Source organism: Limosilactobacillus coleohominis 101-4-CHN (genome assembly GCF_000161935.1).
GTDB lineage: Bacteria > Bacillota > Bacilli > Lactobacillales > Lactobacillaceae > Limosilactobacillus > Limosilactobacillus coleohominis_A.
On sequence record NZ_GG698807.1, the window covers coordinates 21,966 to 43,542 of the forward strand.

The 21,577-nt window shown below is 39.4% G+C and carries 13 protein-coding genes, 1 tRNA gene and 3 pseudogenes; 11 read left to right on the top strand and 6 right to left on the bottom strand.

Going from position 1 to position 21,577, the window contains the following annotated elements; translation table 11 throughout:
* Positions 1–24: 24 nt before the first annotated feature.
* The 5 genes from dltD to HMPREF0501_RS08155 are packed head-to-tail and all read right to left on the bottom strand — an operon-like array spanning position 25 to position 4,499.
* A complete protein-coding gene (gene dltD / locus HMPREF0501_RS08135; RefSeq protein WP_006917527.1) occupies positions 25–1,320 on the bottom strand; it encodes a D-alanyl-lipoteichoic acid biosynthesis protein DltD in 1,296 nt (431 codons plus the stop codon).
* Complete coding sequence (gene dltC / locus HMPREF0501_RS08140) at positions 1,313–1,552, bottom strand: D-alanine--poly(phosphoribitol) ligase subunit DltC (RefSeq protein ID WP_006917528.1); 240 nt, start codon at positions 1,550–1,552, stop codon at positions 1,313–1,315. The genes dltD and dltC overlap by 8 nt, the downstream gene beginning before the upstream one ends.
* Before the next feature lie 30 nt (positions 1,553–1,582).
* On the bottom strand, positions 1,583–2,815 hold the full coding sequence (gene dltB / locus HMPREF0501_RS08145; RefSeq protein ID WP_006917529.1) for a D-alanyl-lipoteichoic acid biosynthesis protein DltB: 1,233 nt from the start codon (positions 2,813–2,815) through the stop codon (positions 1,583–1,585).
* Positions 2,815–4,344, bottom strand: a complete 1,530-nt coding sequence (gene dltA, locus HMPREF0501_RS08150) for a D-alanine--poly(phosphoribitol) ligase subunit DltA (RefSeq protein WP_006917530.1) — start codon at positions 4,342–4,344, stop codon at positions 2,815–2,817. The genes dltB and dltA overlap by 1 nt, the downstream gene beginning before the upstream one ends.
* A 14-nt stretch (positions 4,345–4,358) precedes the next feature.
* Complete coding sequence (locus tag HMPREF0501_RS08155) at positions 4,359–4,499, bottom strand: teichoic acid D-Ala incorporation-associated protein DltX (RefSeq protein WP_006917531.1); 141 nt, start codon at positions 4,497–4,499, stop codon at positions 4,359–4,361.
* A 274-nt stretch (positions 4,500–4,773) separates the two neighbouring features.
* Here HMPREF0501_RS08155 and HMPREF0501_RS08160 point away from each other — a divergent pair, with 274 nt between their 5' ends.
* The 10 genes and pseudogenes from HMPREF0501_RS08160 (at position 4,774) to spx (ending at position 17,385) form a co-directional block, all read left to right on the top strand.
* A complete protein-coding gene (locus tag HMPREF0501_RS08160; RefSeq protein ID WP_006917532.1) occupies positions 4,774–5,898 on the top strand; it encodes an exonuclease SbcCD subunit D in 1,125 nt (374 codons plus the stop codon).
* A 1-nt stretch (position 5,899) separates the two neighbouring features.
* On the top strand, positions 5,900–9,022 hold the full coding sequence (locus HMPREF0501_RS08165; protein ID WP_006917533.1) for an AAA family ATPase: 3,123 nt from the start codon (positions 5,900–5,902) through the stop codon (positions 9,020–9,022).
* A 270-nt stretch (positions 9,023–9,292) separates the two neighbouring features.
* Positions 9,293–10,600, top strand: a complete 1,308-nt coding sequence (serS, locus tag HMPREF0501_RS08170) for a serine--tRNA ligase (RefSeq protein WP_006917534.1) — start codon at positions 9,293–9,295, stop codon at positions 10,598–10,600.
* A gap of 112 nt (positions 10,601–10,712) precedes the next feature.
* Positions 10,713–11,867, top strand: a complete 1,155-nt coding sequence (locus HMPREF0501_RS08175; protein WP_006917535.1) for an MFS transporter — start codon at positions 10,713–10,715, stop codon at positions 11,865–11,867.
* 73 nt (positions 11,868–11,940) lie between these two features.
* A tRNA-Glu gene (locus tag HMPREF0501_RS08180) sits at positions 11,941–12,013 on the top strand.
* An 86-nt stretch (positions 12,014–12,099) separates the two neighbouring features.
* Positions 12,100–12,627, top strand: a complete 528-nt coding sequence (locus HMPREF0501_RS08185) for a TetR/AcrR family transcriptional regulator C-terminal domain-containing protein (RefSeq protein WP_006917536.1) — start codon at positions 12,100–12,102, stop codon at positions 12,625–12,627.
* Positions 12,628–12,784: 157 nt separating this feature from the next.
* Positions 12,785–14,251: an amino acid permease gene (locus HMPREF0501_RS08190; RefSeq protein WP_050755783.1), complete on the top strand. Its 1,467-nt coding sequence runs from the start codon at positions 12,785–12,787 to the stop codon at positions 14,249–14,251.
* Between the two features lie 172 nt (positions 14,252–14,423).
* Positions 14,424–15,800 (top strand): glutamate decarboxylase, encoded by a 1,377-nt coding sequence (locus HMPREF0501_RS08195; RefSeq protein WP_006917538.1) that lies wholly within the window; start codon positions 14,424–14,426, stop codon positions 15,798–15,800.
* A gap of 377 nt (positions 15,801–16,177) precedes the next feature.
* Positions 16,178–16,521, top strand: a pseudogene (locus HMPREF0501_RS09205) (group II intron reverse transcriptase/maturase); the annotation flags it as partial.
* A 465-nt stretch (positions 16,522–16,986) separates the two neighbouring features.
* On the top strand, positions 16,987–17,385 hold the full coding sequence (gene spx, locus HMPREF0501_RS08205; RefSeq protein ID WP_006917539.1) for a transcriptional regulator Spx: 399 nt from the start codon (positions 16,987–16,989) through the stop codon (positions 17,383–17,385).
* Positions 17,386–18,389: 1,004 nt separating this feature from the next.
* On the opposite strand, the pseudogene gadC reads toward spx, so the two are convergent.
* Positions 18,390–19,840 (bottom strand): annotated as a pseudogene (gadC, locus tag HMPREF0501_RS08210) (glutamate:gamma-aminobutyrate antiporter).
* Positions 19,841–20,129: 289 nt separating this feature from the next.
* Between gadC and HMPREF0501_RS08215 the strand changes: the two are divergent.
* Positions 20,130–21,500: pseudogene (locus tag HMPREF0501_RS08215) on the top strand (glutamate decarboxylase).
* Positions 21,501–21,577 lie beyond the last annotated feature (77 nt).

A 21,577-nucleotide genomic window follows, 5' to 3' on the forward strand; every position in this document is an offset into this window, starting at 1 on the left:
ACCACCCGCCTTTTTTATTGGGTCTTATTTAATTTGATGATTACTCTTGAATTGTTTTAGATTTGCCTTAGTTGGATTCAGGTTTAACCATTCCTTAGAGAGAAATGCATCATTCATATGATACTTAGGTTTCGGCTGGGATTGTTCTAAGAACGGTGCAGTTTGACGATCAAAGTCAACCCAACCTGCCCATCCGATATGGATGGTGTCTTGCATGAACCCATCTTGATTACCCTTGTGGGAGTAATCAATGATGTTATTAAATCCTTGAGAGCGCAACTGCGTTTTAATCTTGCGCACTGTGCGGTAATACATCGGCATGGACATCCCTGTGTGTTTTTCCCATTTAGCATTCACCGGTGTAATCATAAAAATTACATTTGTATTGGTTTTATGGAACTGATTTAATACCACTTCCAGATCCCCATATTCTGGTGACTTTGTGTAGTCAAAGTTCTTTTGGGAATTAGCAGTACTCTTGATATGACCACGCATCCGTCGGTTATAGAATGAATTTAATACCCCAAAGTTATTGTTACTAGAGGCCCGGTCATGTTGCTTAATCGCTGCCGCTGTTAAATCAGCATAATTAAGTTGTTCAGGAAGGAGCCGTGCTTTCGGCTTGATTCGCCGACCGTAGTTATCTTTGATAAAGAATCCAGAGAAGAGATTATCCTCATGGTGCAAGAGTGTAATCTTTGAATTGATGACCCAGCGATCCCACTTACTCAGGGATTGACCCTTGCTAATCTTATTGGCGTAGCTACTAATTGATCCATCATCACCAAGCAATTGGATTAGACGTTTGGCAGTATAACGATCGTAGGCCGATTGTGGGTTAGCTTGACGCAACCACATTAAGTTAGCATAGGCACCGTTGTAATATTTAAAGGCTGATGGCATTACCCCACGCTTAACAAACCATTGTGGGGAAATAACGTAAACTGCTTTTTTACCTTGCATTTGTTGAGGCATCATTGTCATGTTAAACAGTTGAGGCAATGATTGTGTCCCCCGGGAACCAAACATAAACGGACGATAGGAATGATACCTTTCAGCCATAACCGCAGGGTGGTAGCGATCCATCCGATTAAATTCGCTAGAACCAAAGAATGGAGCATATTTTGAGCGACGACCACTGAGGGCCTGAACCTTTAATGAACGATTTTTAAAAACCGTTGGACTTAAGGAAACCGCAGCCCGTTGTTCAGTCGCAGCAGAGTGGTGACCAGACCATGGCAAGCAAAAGAAGATGAATGCTAATAATGCCGCAACAATCACTGGGCCAAAAATTGACCACAGCTTTTTCTTGTTAGTCATTTTGTAATTCCTTTACCCGATCCTCAATCTTATCAACAGAACTCCAAGCACTCCGGTCAAATTCTGAAACAGGAACTTGAATATCAAATTCATCTTGAAGAGATAGTAAGAATTGAACAGTGGCCATGGAGTCTAACAGACCATCGGCGTATAAATCAGCAGTGGTATCAGAGAAGTCGCTTGCGTCACGACCAGTTGCTTGTGCTAATAAATCTTGAATTTGTTCTTTCATGATAATTCCTCCAGGTATTTTTATATCAAGTTATTTCATTGCTGCGGGACTGAACCATAATGTGTTCAAGAAACCACAGAAGATTAAAAATCCGAAAACGACAAAATTAAAAGTAATAAATCCGGCAATAAACTTAGTCAGTTTAGTTGATTTAAGGTTTTTATAGTGTTTTCGCTTATAGCGAAGCCACCAGTCATTGATCACTAAGGCTAAGCCATGTAAGAATCCATATAGGATATAATACCATGTTACTCCATGCCAGAAGCCCATGACTACCATGTTTAACATGTAGGCAATGGATGATAAAACATTCCGATTTTTAAACCAACGTTTTTTGGTAGCTAGGAACACAAAACGCATGAAGATGTAATCACGGAACCAGAATGATAGAGACATATGCCAACGGTTCCAGAATTCCTTAATGTTCTTAGAAAGAAACGGCTTATTAAAGTTCATTGGGGTTTCGACACCCATGATGTAACTAATGGCGACTGCAAATAATGAATATCCAGCAAAGTCAAAGTATAAGTCACCGGTATAAACATAAGCAACGCCGACGACCCACCATGAGAGGTGTGGGGCATGTGCCATTGCTTGGCGTTGGAAATAGGGCAGCCATTGTTGAGCAAAGAAATAATCCACAATAAACTTATATACAAACCCGATAAATAAGTACAGGACTGCCTTTTGCAGTAAACTGAGGTATTTTTCCCGACTAGGAACTTTTTGGTAGTCTTTTGAAAAACGACGATACCGATCAATTGGTCCGGAAGTAATGGTTGGCATAAATGCCATGAAACGGACAAACTTCCACCAATTAAGATCCTTAACGGCACCATCCCTTGTTTCAATGATTGTTCCTGCAGCTCGGAAAGTTAAGTAAGAAATCCCTAAGAAGCCGAGGAGCGAATTATGACCAACCATTGCGGGAGTAAATTTAACAATGATGATCGGCAAGAGCGATAAAAAGACGGTTACATAAAAAACCATACTGTTATTTTGCTTTTGCCGGTAATGGAAGTACCACATTACTAAGCAAGTTTGGTAAATGATATAAACAATCAACGAAGCAGCTTGTTTGTAGCTTTGACCATCGAACATGAAGAAGATGAAGATAAAGCTAATGAGTGCTTCATACCATTCGAAACGTTTACCAAAGTAAAGGCCAATGCCCATCGGAATGAGGGCAATTAACAAGTAAATAAAATACGAAGGAGTTCCATAGGCGGAGAAGTTTGGTAAGCTTGCAAACCAATTAATCATTATTTATTAGCCTCCGCGATGAGTTGCTTAACCGCAATCTTGCCATTTGCTGATGTTGGGTAACTATCAACATAGATGAATTGGGTTGGCATCATGTAATCCATAATTTTATCTTTTAAGCTTTCCCGAATGGCCTTTGTTAATTCGGTATCGCTGGCGAAATCGTTTGGTTCGGCGATTACATAGGCAATCAAATGCGTTGCTTTACCATTTTTGTCATACTTTGGTACCGCTACGGCTTGCTTAATGTATTGACTTAACTCCAGACTAGAGCGAACTTCGTCGAGTTCTACCCGGAAACCGTGTAATTTGATTTGGAAGTCCATCCGACCGATGATATGACGAAGACCATCAGCACTGATGTAGCCAGCGTCCCCGGTACGGTATGATTGTTGGCCATTGAACTTAAAGAAGTTTTTGGCAGTCTTTTCTGGATTATTGAGGTAACCAGCGGCAACACTATCACCGGAAATGATGATTTCACCATGCTTTCCAGGTTCAGTGATTTGTTGGTCGCCGTCCCAGATCGTAGTAGTAACTCCAGGTTTATCGTAACCAATCGGCAGCCGTTTAGCATCCTTGAGCATATCTCTTGTGATTTCACAGCTAGTAACTGCTACAGTTGCTTCCGTTGGGCCATAGGTGTTGTAGATGTGGGCATCTGGAAACTTTTGGAACAGCCGTTTAACGGTTGAAACTGATAATTCTTCACCACAAAAGACAAACTTCTGTAAATCAGGCATCTTTTCAGCGTTAAAATCAGGACTGAGTAGTAGCAATTCTGCAAATGATGGAGTACCAAAGAAGACATTGATCTTGAGATCTGGTAAGACTTTAAAAAGCTGACCGAAGTTTTGGACTACCTTAACCGGAATGGCTTTGACAGAAGCGCCCGAGAGCATTCCAACTAACCAGTAGAAATGGGAAATATCAAAAGAAAATGGTGGTTGACCAAGGAAGGTCGCTTCCCGAGGAAGATCAAAATCATCGCCCAACATCCAATTAGCGAAAGTTGTAATATTGTTAGCGCTAATTTCAATGCCCTTTGGCGAACCAGTCGTTCCAGAAGTGAAGAGAATATAGAAAGTATCATCTCCAGCGACTTCATGATCCATATTATAGGAGACTTGCTCGTCCATGATTTTACGTAATTCAAATCGGTTTAGGATTTGTCCATCGTAGTCTAAATCTTGGTCTGGGAAGTCATCAACTGCAATCACCAATTTAGGATCAGCGGTGTTAATGATTGACTGCATTCGGGGAAGGGCCGAACCAGTTTCTACTGGAATATATGCGTGACCAGACTTTAAACCACCAAGAAATCCAGCAACCATTTCAAATTGGTGGTCGCCATAAAACATAATCGGGCTACCAGCCGGAATGTTACTGTAATCAAGCCAGGCCGCAAGTGCATTGGATGCGTTGACTAAATCTTGATAAGTATGGGTCGTCCCCATTTCATCGAAATAAACCTTATCAAGGTGTTGTTTGGCGATTTGATCGATTTCAGGAACAATATTTGTAACCAAAACTCTTTCCTCCATTAAAATTCGTTATAAATGAATGGGGCTTGTCCAGCACCAAAGTAACCATAAAGGTAAATTAAGGCAACTAGAACGACGAAATAAAAAAGCGTCTTTAAGATAAACGTGTACGTTGGATGATCTTTGAGCGCTTTAATCATTAAATTACCATCCTTTCTGACTGGCGAAGACAGCCTTCATAAATAATCGGCATGACCTAGTATAGTCATCATTTCAAATTAAATAATAATTTGAAATTAGAAATTACCTAATTTTAAAAATATCAAACGAAATTATACAACATCTTACAAGGCAGTGTAAACGAATTGGTGTTAAGAAGGTTTAGTTAATTGTAATTAATGAATTATATTTCCTATTAATGATCGTCTTTGATATAATCGATTGGAAACGCAAACAAACGTTTGGAGGACGAAAATGCGATTTTTACATACTGGAGACTGGCATATCGGGAAACACTTGGCTGGCTATAATTTACTGGCGGATCAACATGCGACTTTTGAAAAGATTCGCCAAATTGCTAAAGCAGAACAAGTCGATGCAATGGTCATCGCTGGTGATTTATATGATCGGACAATTCCAAGTGAGGCCGCTACCCGAGAATTGACTAGTGAACTAGCAGAGTTAAATATTCATGATCAATTACCAATTTTTGCGATTAGTGGCAATCATGATTCAGCTACCCGACTAGGTGTAGGGAGTCAGTGGTTTACAAGTAACGATTTCTATTTAAATACAAAATTTAGTCAGGCGTTTATGCCAATTGAATTTGCTGATACCCAGTTATTTTTGTTGCCTTTTTTTGGTTTACAAGAAGTCCGCAATTATTTTGCGGATGATCAAATTAAAGATATCAATACTGCAATGAAAAAGATTGTTGCTGCAATGAAAAAGCGATTTGTAGATGGCAAGCGGCATGTATTAGTTGCCCACTTCTTTGCGGCCGGGAGTCAGCGAACCGCCGATTCAGAGACGATGATTGAAGTAGGGGGATTGAGCGCCGTCAATACTGATCTATTAACTGATTTTGATTATGTTGCCCTTGGCCACTTACATAATAAAAACGCGTTGCAGGAGGCACGGATAAAATATAGCGGCTCGCCAATGAAATTTTCAGTTTCCGAAGCTAATATGGAAAAAGGAGTCTGGATTGTGGATACAGCTCCGTTTAATATTCGCTGGGTTGAGCTTCCTGCGATCCATGAGATTCACGTGATCGAATCCTCAATGGATCAATTGACTGATCCAACATTTGCCAAGCAGTACTCCAAAGAAGATTATTATGCAATTAAACTTACGGATCGACAAATTATTCCAGATGTTATGAATCGTTTGCGGCAATATTACCCGCAAATCATAAGTCTCGGTCGTAAGTATGGGTTTGCAGGGCCTCATGAAAATTATCATCATCTAAACCAACGTCAATCACCTAAGCAATTATTCGCTAATTTCTTTGAAAAAACGGTGGGTACTAAACTGAATGCAGAACAAGAAAAGATTGTTGATACTACATTAGCAGAAATGCAAAAGGGGGATCGCTAGGATGCAACCATTAAAACTACATCTGCAATATTTTGGTCCTTATAAAGATGAAGTAATAGATTTTCAAAAGTTGACAGGAACAGCAGTCTTTTTGGTAAGTGGTAATACCGGAAGCGGGAAAACCACAATATTTGATGCAATGTGTTATGCGCTTTTTGGTCAAACAACTAATGATCAAGACCGTGATGCGACAGCGCTACGTTCGGATTTTGCACCAAAAAATCAAGAAACGTGCGTTACTTTTACCTTTAGCCACAAAGGACAAACTTATCAAATTACCCGCCAGCCGAAACAAACGATTATGGGGCGTGGTAATAAATTAGTCGAACATGGGACAAAAGTTAGTTTAATCTATCCGTTGGAGAATTCAGAGCCAAACGAAATTAGTAAAATCGGTCCAGCTAATCAATTTATTGAACAGTTGTTGAATTTAACTCGAGATCAGTTTAAGCAAATTGTGCTCTTGCCGCAGGGAAAGTTTCGTCAATTTCTAGAATCGAGCAGTTCTGATAAAGAAACATTATTACGCGATCTTTTTAATACTCACTTTTATGAACAGTGGGCAGCAACGTTAAAGAGCCAGCTCACCGAACAGCAACAGGCTTATAAGCAAACGTTAGATAAACTGTCAGTTACAAAGGCAAACTTAGCAGATGTTAATGGTGATCAGTCAACGGCTGAGTGGTTAAGCCAGGTAGAACAAAAAATTAAAGATCGACAAAGTGATATTGAAAATATTTCCCAGGAAATAACCAGGCAGCAATTAGTGACGAATCAACTAAATCAGCAATTAACCAACCAACATGCTTTAGTCCAGGCAATGGGTGAAAAAAAGAAAGCGGCTGCGGATCTTCTGGATTTGCAAGAGCAGGCGCCACAAATTAATCATTGGCGACAAATCATTGAACGGCTAACTTGGTATCAGGAACACCAGGCTGACTATTTAAATTACCAAAGCTTACATACAAAACTGGCGGAAAATCAGCGGCTTATAGCTGACAAACAAGCTGAAGTAAGAAAACTGCGTATTGAGCAAAAAGAGGTCGATACAGTTGCAGAACAACTGAAACAGCAGAACGAACGAATTCGAAAGCTACAGGAGCGGAAAAATGTTTTAGAAAACCAGCTACCACAATATACGCGTCGTGATCAGCTTAAGCAGGCCGTTCAAACTGGAGAAAAGCAGTTCAATGGACAACAACAATTAGTTACAAGTCAAAAAGAAAAATTAGAGTTAACCCAACAGCGGCTACAAAGGGTTACGGATGAACTTGACCAGTTGGGCGAAGTGCACGATCATGAATTAAAATTCGAAAATCAGCGGCATCAACTACAGAAGCTTCAGGAAATAGTTGCGGATCTTCAAAAACACCAGCGTAAATCAAATGAATTATCTAAACAGCAGCGGACTTTACAAAAATGGCTAGACCAGCAACAACAATTAATTACGCAGTCACAAACGACTTATGATGATTTGAAAGATGCTTATCTGCGTGGAGAAATTGCACGACTGGTTCACCAATTAAAACCGGGTTCGCCATGCCCAGTTTGTGGGGCAACTGATCATCCTCACCCTGCACCTTTGCCGAAAGATGATCGCGTGGTATTAAATGATGAAGTTGAAGCCGCTAATCAACGATTAAGTCAATTACAAAGGGAACAAGCAGCTAAAAAATCGCAGTTCGATGATCAAAAACATCAAGTTAATGAAGAAATGGCTACTATCAACGAATTGTTAGTACAGTTAAGCCAATTAATGAATGATGACTTTGCAACAATTGATGAGGCAAAAGAGAAAGTTCGAAGCTTTTCTGAAACTGTTAATAAATTGCGGCAAAATTTACTAAATGAGAAACGGCAAACACAAAAATTACTAACAGAACAGTCTGATTTGAATCAACGTCAAACGGAAGAACAGCAACAATTTACAGAAGCCCAACAAGAGTTAGATAAACTACAGATGCAATTGACGACTGATCGAGCGACCTATCAAGCGGTCGTCAATGATTTGCAAACTGAATATGAAGATGCCCAGAGTGCAACGGCTCAGGTCGGTGAATGGCAAGATGAAATTAATCACTTCCAACAACACCAGCAAAATACTCAACGTAAACAGGTAATGTTAGCAGAACGGGTAACAAATAATCAACAAGAGCTAACGGGACTGAATCAATTAGTTCAAACACTTCAAAAACAGATCATGGAGAGCCACCAAAAGTTACAGCAGCAGTTAGCAGATTATTCTCCAGAATTGGATGATAGTTTTTGGACTTGGGCTGGTGGGCATATCAATGAGTTGACGACTTTGCAAAGTCGTGTGCAAGATTTCCACACTAAACAAACTCGTCTTCAAGCGCTTATTCAGCGCCTAGAAAAACAAATTGGCACTCAATCGATGCCGAATGTTGAACAAACTAGTCAGGAGTTAGCAGAAGAACAGCGACGATTAGCGGAGTTGCAACGACAGAGTGGCCAACTTAGTAATGAACTGCAAAATATTTTAAAAACTCACGATCAAGTTGCGAAAATTAATCGCCAACAAAATTCAGAATTGAAGCGAGTCCAAGATTTGCAGACCGTTAGCGACGTGATGAATGGAAATACTGATAATAAACTTAGTTTAGAACGTTATGTACTGCAAAGTTATCTAACAGAGGTACTGCAGGTAGCAAATGGACGACTAGCAAAACTGACGAATGGACGTTATGCTTTTAAACTCAGCGATGAAGCTGCAAGGGGCAACGGAACGAAGTGGAGCGGTCTTGAAATTAACGTTTATGATGATAATGCAGGACAAGAACGCAGTGTCCGGACCCTTTCTGGTGGAGAAAGTTTTATTGCGTCATTGGCATTAGCTCTGGGACTGGGCGAAGTCATTCAAGAACGTAGTGGTGGCATTAAAGTAGAAACACTATTTATTGATGAGGGCTTTGGATCACTAGATCAAGAAGCGTTGGAGCAGGCGATGAATGCTTTACAGTCAATTAAAGGCTATCAGATGATCGGCATTATTAGTCACGTGACTGAATTAGAAAATCAAATTCCCAACCAACTGCGGGTGATTTCACGCAATGGTGTGAGTCATGTTGAATATCGTCAAGAAATTTCCAGCCTCGAAAATTAGGGATTGCTAATTTAAATTTAATGTAATATGATTAGCATGATTAATAAACACGGGTGCATTTAAAGTAGATTTCCAGAGAGGCAACGGGTGGTGGAAGTTGTCAGTCGAAACTCCGGTGCATGAAATGTGGGCGGGTAATGCCGCACGGTCAATGGCCGTTATCCATTTCGAGGGTGACAGATTGTCAAACTTGGGTGGTACCGCGGAACTAGAGCCATTTCGTCCCAAAATATGAGGATGAAATGGCTCTTTTTGATTGGAGGAAACGTTATGTTAGATATTAAGAAGATTCGTCGCCAACCGGACTGGTTTAAAGAGAAGTTAGCAACCCGGGGGATTGACGCATCAGAAATTGATGAAGTCCTGGAATTGGACCAAAAGCGGCGTGAATTATTACAAAAAGTCGAAGCGCTGAAAGCACAACGCAATGAAGCTTCTAAGAAGATTGGTGAAGCAAAGCGCAATGGTCAATCTGCTGAAGAAGCTATTAAGGAAACACGAGACTTGGGTGACCAAATCAAGGGCCTTGATGAAAAGGTAGAAGCTAATGATGAAGTTTTCTACGATAAAATGTCACGGTTGCCAAACGTTCCACATGATGACGTTCCAGTCAGCTTAACAGAAGATGGTGCGGTTGAATTACGGAAGGTTGGTCAAGTTCGGGACTTTGACTTTGAACCAAAGCATCATTGGGATGTTGGTGAAAATCTTGGGATTTTGGACTTTGATCGAGCGCGGAAGGTTTCCGGAGCACGGTTTGTTTACTACCTTGGTTTAGGTGCGCAATTAGAGCGGGCCGTTTACAATTTCATGTTGGATGAACACATGAAGGATGGCTACACTGAAGTGCTGCCACCATATATTGTGAATGCAAAATCCATGTATGGAACTGGTCAATTCCCGAAGTTTAAAGAAGGAGTTTACCAAGTTAATGGGGAAGACATGACGTTGATTCCGACCGCAGAAGTGCCGTTGACTAATTATTATCGTGGTGATGTAATTCCAGAACAGGAATTGCCAGTTTACGTTACTGCATTAACACCATGTTTCCGTTCAGAAGCAGGGGCTGCGGGTCGTGATACGCGGGGCTTGATTCGGATGCACCAATTCAATAAGGTGGAAATGGTTAAGTACACGAAGCCGGAAGATTCATGGGATGAATTAGAGAAGATGACTGCAAATGCAGAAAATATTCTCAAAAAGTTAGGATTGCCATATCACGTAATTACATTAACCAGCAGTGACATGAGTTTCACGGCTTCTATGACGCATGATTTGGAACTTTGGATGCCAGCGCAAAACAAGTACCGTGAAGTCTCAAGCTGTTCTAACTGTCTTGATTTCCAGGCCCGGCGGATGCATACGCAGTACCGTGATGCGGATGGTAAATTGCATTATGTTCACACCCTGAATGGTTCAGGACTAGCCGTTGGACGGACGGTGGCCGCGATTTTGGAAAATTATCAAAATGCAGACGGCTCCGTTACCATTCCAGAGGTCCTGGTACCATACATGCATGGGGTTAAGAAGATCACAAAAGAAAATGCAGTCCCATTTCGTAATAAACTGAATAAGTAAGATCAAAAAAGACTAGTATGATACACTAAGGGTGGATCATCGGTTAATGATTGGATGAATAAATAGAATGGCGCCGGTGGGCGTCATTTTTTAGGTTAAGGAGCAATTGAAAATGCAAACCAAGTCGCTGCAATTAAAGTGGGTTGTGGCAGCCAGCCTATTTAACAATACGGGAGCCGCTCTACTGTGGCCCTTAACGACTGTCTATATGCATGAATATTTGGGCGAATCAATGACGATTGCTGGGGTCGTTATGTTTGTAATGTCACTGTGTATGATGATGGGCAATTATTTAGGTGGAGTGCTGTATGATCGTTGGAATCCATACTTGGCGGCTGTGATCCCAGTTATTTTTGCCACTGGAGCTGCTTTTCTACTGATCTTTTTCCATCAGTGGCCGTTTTTTGCCATTTGGTTATGTTTAATCAGCTTTGCGGATGGTTCCAGTATTACAGTGATTAACTCATATGGGACCAAGATTGAGGGAAAATCAACCCGGTATGTTTTTAATATGCTTTACATGGCAATGAATATTGGAGTTGTTGTTGGTACCTTATTGGTCGGGGTACTTCTACCAATTAGTCCGGTGCTGGTGTTTATTACTACGGCAGCCTTTTATGCCATTTTTCTATTAATTACAGTACTATTCTTTAACGTACAACTACCGAAAGCGACCCATCAACGAAGACTCAATCGACAAAGTCATCGTGGTGATCGGCGTGGCGTCCGCATTGTATATGCGCTTTGTGGGTGTTTAATGACGGTATATTTAAGCTATGTGTTATGGGAAACGGTCATGTCAGTGCGAATTACCAATATGCATATTCCATTTTTTGCGTATAGTTTACTTTGGACGATCAATGGTGGAGTCATTATTGTTGGTCAGCCAATCGTCAATCAATTAGCTGGTTATATCAGAGTGCGCACACAGATTATTTGGGGAATTGCGATTTTTGCGAGTTCTTTTATCATCTTAATTTTTGCCCGGAACTTTACTATGTTTGTAATTGATTTTTTGATTTTAACGGTAGGTGAAATGACTGGAATTCCAGCCGTTCCTGCGTATATTGATCAGCTAACCGATCCACGCGATACTGGATACTATCAGGGACTCCCGAACATCGCAATGTCGATTGGTCGAGCAATCGGACCATTATATGGTGGATTAATTATCGATTATTTTAATTATGAAGTATTATTTATCACCGTCAGTGGAATGATGTTGACCACCTTGGCGTATGTTGTTTTTTTGACACGATCAAAATAAAGTCAAAAAAATTTAGCGAAAAGGGTTGTATTTTTTTTGACCTATGATATTATTATAGACGTCAAGAGGAATTGACCCGTTGGTCAAGTTGGTTAAGACACCAGCCTTTCACGCTGGTAACGTGAGTTCAAATCTCGCACGGGTCATTAGTAAAGGCTACTTGTTATTACAAGTAGCCTTTTTTTACGAATTCATCATTTTGTGAGTTTTAGGAGAATATAGGAGTATATCAATGAAATCGACAAAAAATCTACTAGGCCGTAGTGCCTTTGACCTCAGCGAGACAAAGTATTTTGAGTCCGTTTCAGTAAAAGACATTGCCTCACACGCCCAAGTCGAGCGGCAGACTTTTTATTACTATTTTTCAGATAAATACCAATGTCTCAGTTTTTATCTTCAGCAATGGGGGACTCTGTTGGCGGAACGGGATGGATCTACTAATCTCCAGCAACACTTACTGAATTTATTGGATGTAATTCGTAAACATAAAGAAGCAATTATTCATATTACATACGGTGACCAAGGATATTCACTACTAAGTGCCTTTTTGGATACTGCATTAAATCAATTTATTTTACAAAGCGAAGGTAAAAAGGCCGCTGATCAACTTGATAAGGGTGCGCAGTTCTTCGCGTACGGTATTCGGGGAATCATTATTGAATGGATTAAAAAAGGGATGGACGACGATCCGTCAACTTTATTAGCGAAAACGTTACCATCATCGACAGAAAGCGTCGATCGTTTGTTTTCAGAAGTATAAAATTATACACATTCCATAAAATGTATATTTCATCTCAAATAGAGACCGTTTACAATGAACATGTAATCAGAACGGATCCCTGATTAGTTTATTATTCCTGCGATCACAAATAGCGCTCACGTGATGGTAGTCAATAAAAAGTAGGAGATGGATTATTTTGGCTGAAAATAAACAAGAAGCCAAAGACCTGAAGGCAGTTAACCAGATTACTGGGTTCCAACTGTTCTCTATGACCACTTCAATGGTTATGACGGTCTATGGATTTGCTTCATTTGCTAAGCAAGGCGCTACGGCGTTCTTCTTCCTGTTCTTAGCTGGTATTTTATGGTTCTTACCTGTTACCCGTGCAGCTGGTGAAATGGCATCAGTTGATGGCTGGTCCAAGGGTGGTGTCTTCACCTGGGTAGGTAAGATGTACAGTGAAAACTCTGGGTTCTCTGCATTGTTCTATCAATGGGTCCACATTACCGTTGGTATGAACACAATGATGATGTTCATCATCGCATGTTTCTCAGCTAGTTTGAGTTTACCTGCAATGTATGACAACCTTTGGGTTCGTTACATTTTAATTTTGATTATTATTTGGGGATTAATTGCCCTTCAACAACGTGGGACAAAGTTTACTGGTAAGATTGCTCAATGGGGATTCACACTCGGTGTTATTATTCCTGTATTCTTCTTACTATTCCTCTTTGTTGCTTACTTGTTAACTGGTCACCACATGTTGATTACAATCAACTGGCACACAATCTTCCCACAAACTTGGTCTGGTAGTGTTCTGGTTGGATTTGTTCCATTTATCCTAGCATTCTGTGGTGCTGAAGGTTCTGCTCCTCACGTTAAGAACTTAAAGAACCCACATGCTTATGCTAAGGTTATGTTGGCATTATGTATTGCTGCGATCTGCTCCGATATCATTGGTTCAATGTCAATTGCCGCTACAATTCCTAACGATAAGATTCAATTGAGTAACGGAATTGTGTTTGCTTATGGTTCATTAGCTTCGATGTTCCACATGTCTGGTGAATTTATTCAACGCTTAACTGGTATTCTGTTAGCACTTGGTGTGTTGGCCGAAATTAGTAGTTGGGTTGTTGGTCCAAACGCCGGGATGCACGAAGCTGCTAAGAAGGGTTACCTTCCAGCACGGTTCGCTAAGTCAAACAAGAACGGTATTGGTACTAATGTCATGGTTCTCCAAGGAATCATCGTATGTATCGTTGGTGCATGGTTAACCTTCGGTGCTGGTGGTTCAAAGAACGACATCAGTTTCCAAACTGCAATGAGTTTAACGGTTGCAATTTACATGTTAATGTACTTAATGATGTTTGCTGCTTACTTCCGTTTGATCAACAAGCATGATGATTTACACCGGACATGGGTTGCTTCACGTTCTAAGTTCTTGAAGAACTTATACGCAATTGTTGGTTTTGTTTTGACCGCATTTGCTTTGATTGTTACGTTCTTCCCACCAAAGGGATACTCAGTAGCACAACAACACACTTACCTAATGCTGTTGATTGTCGGATTCGTAATTGTCTTCTTCGTTCCATTTATCATGCTTCGTTACCACAACAAGTGGACGAAGGAAGTTAAGGACGCAGGGCTTTACGACGAAGATTAATTTATTACAAAATAACATATCGACTATCGTCAAGGTCCCTGAAAGGGGGAATTGGAGAACGAAGTTAGTAGTTGTCTGATTTAGTAAAGTAGTAGTCATATATTTTGTAGCGATAGGTTTTTAACACAAAGGAGGGGAAGGAATTAGTTGGCTGCTAATTCCGAAAACTAATATGGCTGATATTAACGATGCTTTAGAGCAAAACTGGTTAGGTAGCGTTGAATCTGGCGAACATTTACCAGAAGAAGAAATGCCTGAAAAGGCAATGAACCCAAACGTTGCTGAACAATTAATTCAACACTTCCGTTTGAACGAAGCAAAGGCTAACCAAAACTTGGCAACCTTCTGTTCAACTCAAATGGAACCACAAGCTGACAAGTTAATGGCAAGTGCCATGAACACTAACGCCATTGACAAGTCAGAATACCCAAAGACGGCTGCCATGGAAGACCGTTGTGCTGCCATGATTGGTCACATGTGGGGTATTCCAGAAGATGAAAAGTTCCGGAAGGACTTCATCGGTACTTCAACTGTTGGTTCATCAGAAGCATGTATGTTAGGTGGACTTTCCATGTTATTCTCATGGAAGCACCGTGCTAAGGCTAATGGCATCGACATCGATGACTTACACAACCACAAGCCAAACATGATTATTGGTTCTGGTTACCAAGTTGTTTGGGAAAAGTTCTGTACTTACTGGAATGTTGAAATGCGTCAAGTTAAGTTGGAACACGGTACCAACGAATCAAGCTTGAACATTGAAAAGGCAATGTCATTAGTTGACGAAAACACGATTGGGATTGTTGCTGTCTTTGGTATTACCTTTACTGGTGAAATTGATGACGTTCAAGCCCTTGATGCTGAAGTAACTAAGTACAACGAAGCTCACAAGGACATGCCTATTAAGATTCACGTTGACGCTGCTTACAACGGATTCTTCGCTCCTTGGGTTGATGGCTTCAAGCCATGGGACTTCCGTCTGAAGAACGTTGCTTCAATCAACGTTTCTGGTCACAAGTACGGAATGGTTTACCCTGGTTTAGGTTGGACTATTTGGCGTAAGAACGATTACGAACACCTTCCAAAGGAAATGCGGTTCTCTGTACCATACCTTGGTGGTTCAGTTGACTCCATCGCTATTAACTTCTCCCACTCTGGTGCTCACATTGTAGGTCAATACTACAACTTAATCCGGTTTGGTAAGGAAGGCTTCCGTGCAGTTATGGAAAACGTACGGAAGGTATCAACTCACATTAGTGAAGTTTTGAAGGCCACTGGTTACTTCGAAATGATCACCGATGGTTCACTTCTTCCAATCAACACTTGGAAGCTTCGTGATGATGTTGATGTTAAGTGGAACCTTTATGACATGGAAGATGCCCTTCGTTCATACGGTTGGCAAGTTCCTGCATACCCACTTCCAAAGGATCGTGACGACGAAACTGTTGAACGGATCGTTGTTCGCCCAGGAATGAGCATGACGATCGCTGATGACTTTGCTGAAGACCTCAACCAAGCCATTGACGACTTAAACAAGAAGTTTAACTAATTATAATTAATATTCCAGGTGGAAAAGTACCTTGGTTTTTACCAGGGTACTTTTTTTGTACGCCTGGCATGATTAATTAGGGCGACGATGAAAGTCAGTTATGGACCATAATATCAGGAACTATGAGCCGAGAACAAGTGGATCCGCTGTGAGGTGAGATCTTGAAGGAAGCCTAGCAAAGTGCTGCTCCGAAAGTTTATATTCTTACCCGAGGAGACCTGATTTACACGTTTCCGACAAGAGGAATAAATTAATTTCTACAGAAATAAGCGATGCAGTGATGTATAGCTCAGAAGTCAATGAGGCATAGTAGTCTGATTAAGTAGATGAAGGACTGAACGGCGATAACCCATAACCTATATTGGAGGTTTAATTAGGTGCGACAATCACAGGAAATAGAACTGCATGCTGACCGTTTGTCGAGGATAGGTTTGGAAAACAGAAAATAAGGGCACGTATTAATAGCTATGGTGAAGATAAAAATATGAGTGTTACTATTCAAGAACCGTAATAACCTCAATCATGCTTATTTGTGAGTTAGGAGAACGATGACTATTGTTACTTATACCGTACCTTAGAGAAGACGAAATAGAATTAATTGCCAGCCTGCGTGACCGATATAAGCCAACACCAGTCAAATGGGCTAAAATTCCGAAACTCAATGGTGGAATGAGAAAGTTGGGGGATACCAATGGTGGCAGACCGGACAATCCAGCAAGCATGGTTCTAAGTATTTACACTTATAAAAAACTTAATTATCGAGCACCTCCTGAGATATTTATGATTGATGATCAACTTATTTCTAACTTAATTTGGCATTTCAGGAATTATTAAACTAACAATGTGGAGATATCCATAGAATGTTGAAAACAATCAATTATTAGGATTATTATTTATATTAGGAATTATTATAATATATCAAGCTATTAATTATATTAATGTTATTGGAATTTATTTGAATTGATTGAAAATAGAAAATTAGTAATATAATGATATCTTTAAAGTCTATACGGTCGGGGCTATTTGTCGGTTGATAGATCGTTTTTTTATGGAATAAATGCCGAAATGACGGGATCTTTATATTCATCCCTCAAAAATATAAATTACATATTATTTGAAGAGTCATCACTAATTAATATACAATATATATGATGATTAATAAATGATATATAAGGAGGGATTTTAAATGATTTTGTTGTATATTTCGGTTAATTCATCGTCGTGTCGTAAAGCTCGTTTGTGGTTTAATGATCATCATATTAGTTTTACAGAACATAATGTTACATCGGAAGGTATATCGCGAAAACAGCTTTTACGAATCATGGGAAAAACGGTAAATGGAACTAGTGACATTTTATGTACAAGATCCAATGCTTATAAAAGTTTAAAAATTAGAGTTAATAATTTGAGCTTTAATGATTTTGTTAGCTTGATTTGTCGAATCCCTGAATTACTCAAAACACCTATAATTTTAACTAATGATAGTATTCAAATCGGTTTCAATCAGGATGAAATTCGTAGTTTTATTCCACACAACATTCGTGCAGAAGAAATTATGGATCTTGAAAGGAAAAGTGTGGTTTAATTTTATAGCAATTTTAATTGGTTATTTATTATATACAATTTATTCAATCATCAATCGGTTAAAGAATGAAAGAGAAAATGACTTTGATTAGCAATTAAAGCATTGACTAGTTTATAATTATCTATTATTTACAGTATAAGTTGCTTTATGGTTAATTAAGTTACTTGATAAATAAGTCAGTGTTGGTAAAACGCTGGCTTTTTTAAGTTATGTTACCTGAGTATGTAAGTGATAGCGGATGTGCAAGGTAAAAAACTTTTTGTTCTTATAAAGATATATATCTTTAAATCCTAGAAGTGTTCATAACGACTAATCATCATATCAATTTGAGGTAAAAATATGGGAATTGTCATTTCTTGGTAGAAGAATATTACGTTCGTATAATTGAACTAACCTAATCTAGGATTTTAAAGATAAAAAAACATCATCAAGTAGTAACAGTTATATATTTCATAACTTTTAATGGCGGGGAAAGTATTATAAACGCTGACTCCTTGCATCAATTTATTCACTATGTAACTGATGGATTTATTAGTTATGTAGTAATCAACGAAATGGTGATCGGCAAACTTTAACTATCTTAAGACATAATCGATAATCAACGACTGCTGCTTCATAGTGATCAAAGCTTTCAAAGATGCGCGTATAATAATCCATTACAACATGCTATGACCAAGACATGCTATGACCAAGACAGATCTACCAGTTATGAAGCACTTGTCCAGTCCATTGATAAATGCCTTAATTTATGTAATTATCATCGTTATTAAGCAAAATTAAACAGCCTTCATTCAGCTTAATTAAATTATATATTTACTTGTCTATTTATTAACGGAAGCGGGTTCATAAATGCTACTGCTAAGTTAAAATACGAACACATAGTACGTAACGTAAATAGGTTCCAGTGCTCGATAAACGAACTCTGGAACCTATTGTGCTTGTGAGAGCATGAGAAAGAAACTGTCACGCTCTCGATAATTTAAAGTAGGAGAAAAAGAGATAGATTATTCAGAATGAGTCTTTGATTGTTGATCCAATAATCCAGTGTGATGTTTCCGTGTTGCATAATAAATTGCAAACGGAATGATAACGACAATAATAAAGCAAGAAATTAAAATTGTCATGTAAGTACCTGCGGAAGAGGCAGGAAGTGAAGTAGTTGGGAAGAAAGAAATAATAAACGCAAAGAGGGTTACTAAGAATCCGCAAACAGCGATGATCGTCTTACCAACTGTACCACCAGGAACATTGTAAGTTCGTGGTAAATCACGTTTCTTAAATACTAAAACTAAATAACCAATAAAGAATAAGAAGTAACCAACTAGGTAGATAACGACAGTTAAGCCCATTGCTGCGAAGAATGAAACATTACCGCCTCCGCCGCCAAGGGTAAGAACAGCGTCCCAGATAGAAACAATAAGTCCTTGAACCATAATTAAACGGACAGGAATATTATGCTTATTAGTCTTTTGGAAGTATTTTGGAATAATGCCAACTTTAGCAGTATCATAAATTGCTCGAGATGGACCAGTAACCCATGAACTAATTTCAGCAATTACACCACAAGCAAGCATTAAACCTACAATTCGAGTAAGCCAGCCTAGCTTGCCACCGCTTAAATGAATAAATAATTAAATGCTTGTACAACACCAGCACTTAAAGAGAGTTCTTTTTGTGGAATTACAGAAGCAACTGTTAAACCACCAAGTGTATCAAGGCAAATTGCCAAGATGACCAGAATAAACATAACTAATGGATAATTTCGATTTGGGTTCTTTAATTCATTAATGTAGGAAGCAGATGCTTCACCGCCCATGTATGCCAGAATAAATGATACAAAGACAACTAATGTCGTCACTTTAGTGAAGTCCGGAATGAATGCATGTGGAGTAAAACTAATTAGTAGTTTACCGCCAGAGCAAAGATACCAAATTGCGAGAATGAATAAAATTGCTGATGGAATTAAAATCCCAATCATGAAGCCAAATTTGGCAATTTTTTGGGTATATTTAGTACCGCCTAATTGAGAAAATGTTACTAACCAGAAGACAATTAGAACGCCCAAAAATTTAACCCATGGGTTACTTGCTAGTGCAGGCCAACTAACAACGAACGATAAGGCCCCAAGAATGAAATAAATCATTGTACAGAAGTTAACGGTGATTTGGAACCATTGGAAGAAAATAGCAGCGAATCCAAACCGTTGACCGAGAGTATGACTAACCCAGCTGAATTCACCTCCTCCATTATCATTCCATCCTTTTACAGTAGCCATTTCAGCAGCATAAAGGGCAACCGGAATGAACCAAAAAATACCTCCAAGAATGAGGAAGAATACCAGGTGCAACTTTGAAGTAGCAAAAGTTGGGTATTCATAGACGGTTAGAACCATCGCTGCAGTGATGGAAAAGAAGCCCCACATTGTCAGGGTTCTTTTATTTTGCAAAGCACTCATAACATTTCTCCTTTCAGTTATTTAATCATTGACTTTCAATGATTCATTCTCATCATAAGGCGGTAGAAGAAGTTTTACAAAAATAATGTAAATTTTAAATTTAGTATCATTAATTAACAAAAATAATTAATGGATATTGTTGAAGAACGAGATACTTATTATTTGCCTTTTTAAATTTATGCTTGTTACACTCAGGATGAATCATGATTTAAATTCAAGGTATACCTGAATGCGATATGTTTGAAAGGAGGTTGAGGAATTAGCCAGCTACCAATTCCGATACAGATCAATGACAGAAAAAGATCAAGCGTTAGAACAAAACTGGTTGGGGAGTACTGAATCAGGAGAAGACTTACCGGACCAAGATATTCCTGAACAAGCGATGAATCCGACGGTGGCTAAACAATTGATTCAACACTTTCGTTTAAATGAAGCTAAGGCCGATCAAAACTTAACAACGTTCTGTACCACCCAAATGGAGCCGGAAGCCGATGAATTGATGAAGGAAGCAATGAATACTAACGCGATTGATAAGACAGAATATCCTAAGACCGCGGCAATGTGTGATCGTTGTGTGGCAATGATTGGTCATATGTGGGGAATCCCGGAAGATGAAAAGTTCCCTAAGGATTATATTGGGACTTCAACTGTGGGCTCATCAGAAGGATGTATGCTTGGCGGCTTAGGAATGCTGTTTACGTGGAAACACCGTGCTAAGGCTGCTGGAATAAATATTAACGATCTAGACCATCATCGGCCAAACTTGATTATTGGGTCCGGATACCAAGTGGTTTGGCAAAAGTTCTGCACTTATTGGAACGTAGAAATGCGACAAGTACCCTTGAAGAAAGGGTCTGATGAACTGAACCTGAATATTGATGAAGCGATGAAACTGGTTGACGAAAATACGATTGGAATTGTGGCAATTTTTGGGATTACCTATACCGGAGCAATTGATGACGTTCAAGCACTCGACCAGCGCGTTTCAGAATATAATCAGTCTCACCCTGACTTACCATTACGAATCCACGTCGACTCAGCATATAATGGATTCTTTGCTCCATGGGTCTCAGGCTTTAAGCCATGGGATTTTCGCCTGAAGAACGTTGCTTCAATTAACGTTTCTGGTCACAAGTACGGCATGGTTTATCCTGGCATTGGCTGGATTGTCTGGCGCAAAAACAATTATGATTACTTACCAAAGGAATTACGCTTCTCCGTTCAATACTTAGGCTAGACAGTTGATTCGATTGCAATTAATTTCTCCTGTTCTGGAGCTAATATTGTGGGCCAATACTATAACTTAATTCGCTTTGGTAAGGCTGGATACCGAGCATGTATGGAAAATGTCCGGAAAGTTTCAGAAAAGTTAAGTAAAGCAATTAGCGACACAGGCTACTTTAATGTCATTACAGATGGTTCCGAATTGCCAATTATTACTTGGGAGTTTAAGAAAGATACCAACGTAAAATGGACATTATATGATGTTCAAGATGCATTGAAGATGTTTGGCTGGCAAGTTCCTGCCTACCCGCTACCGAAGAATCGTGATGATGAAATTATTCAACGGATCGTTGTCCGGCCGGCGATGGACATGACAATTGCCAATGACTTTATTGATGACTTAGGGCATGCACTTGACTATTTAAATCATAAATAGTGGACAGTTTAAGATAAACTTGACGTTATGGCTTTTAATTTTTCTTACACAATGGTAAAATAGTCATAAGTCTTAGG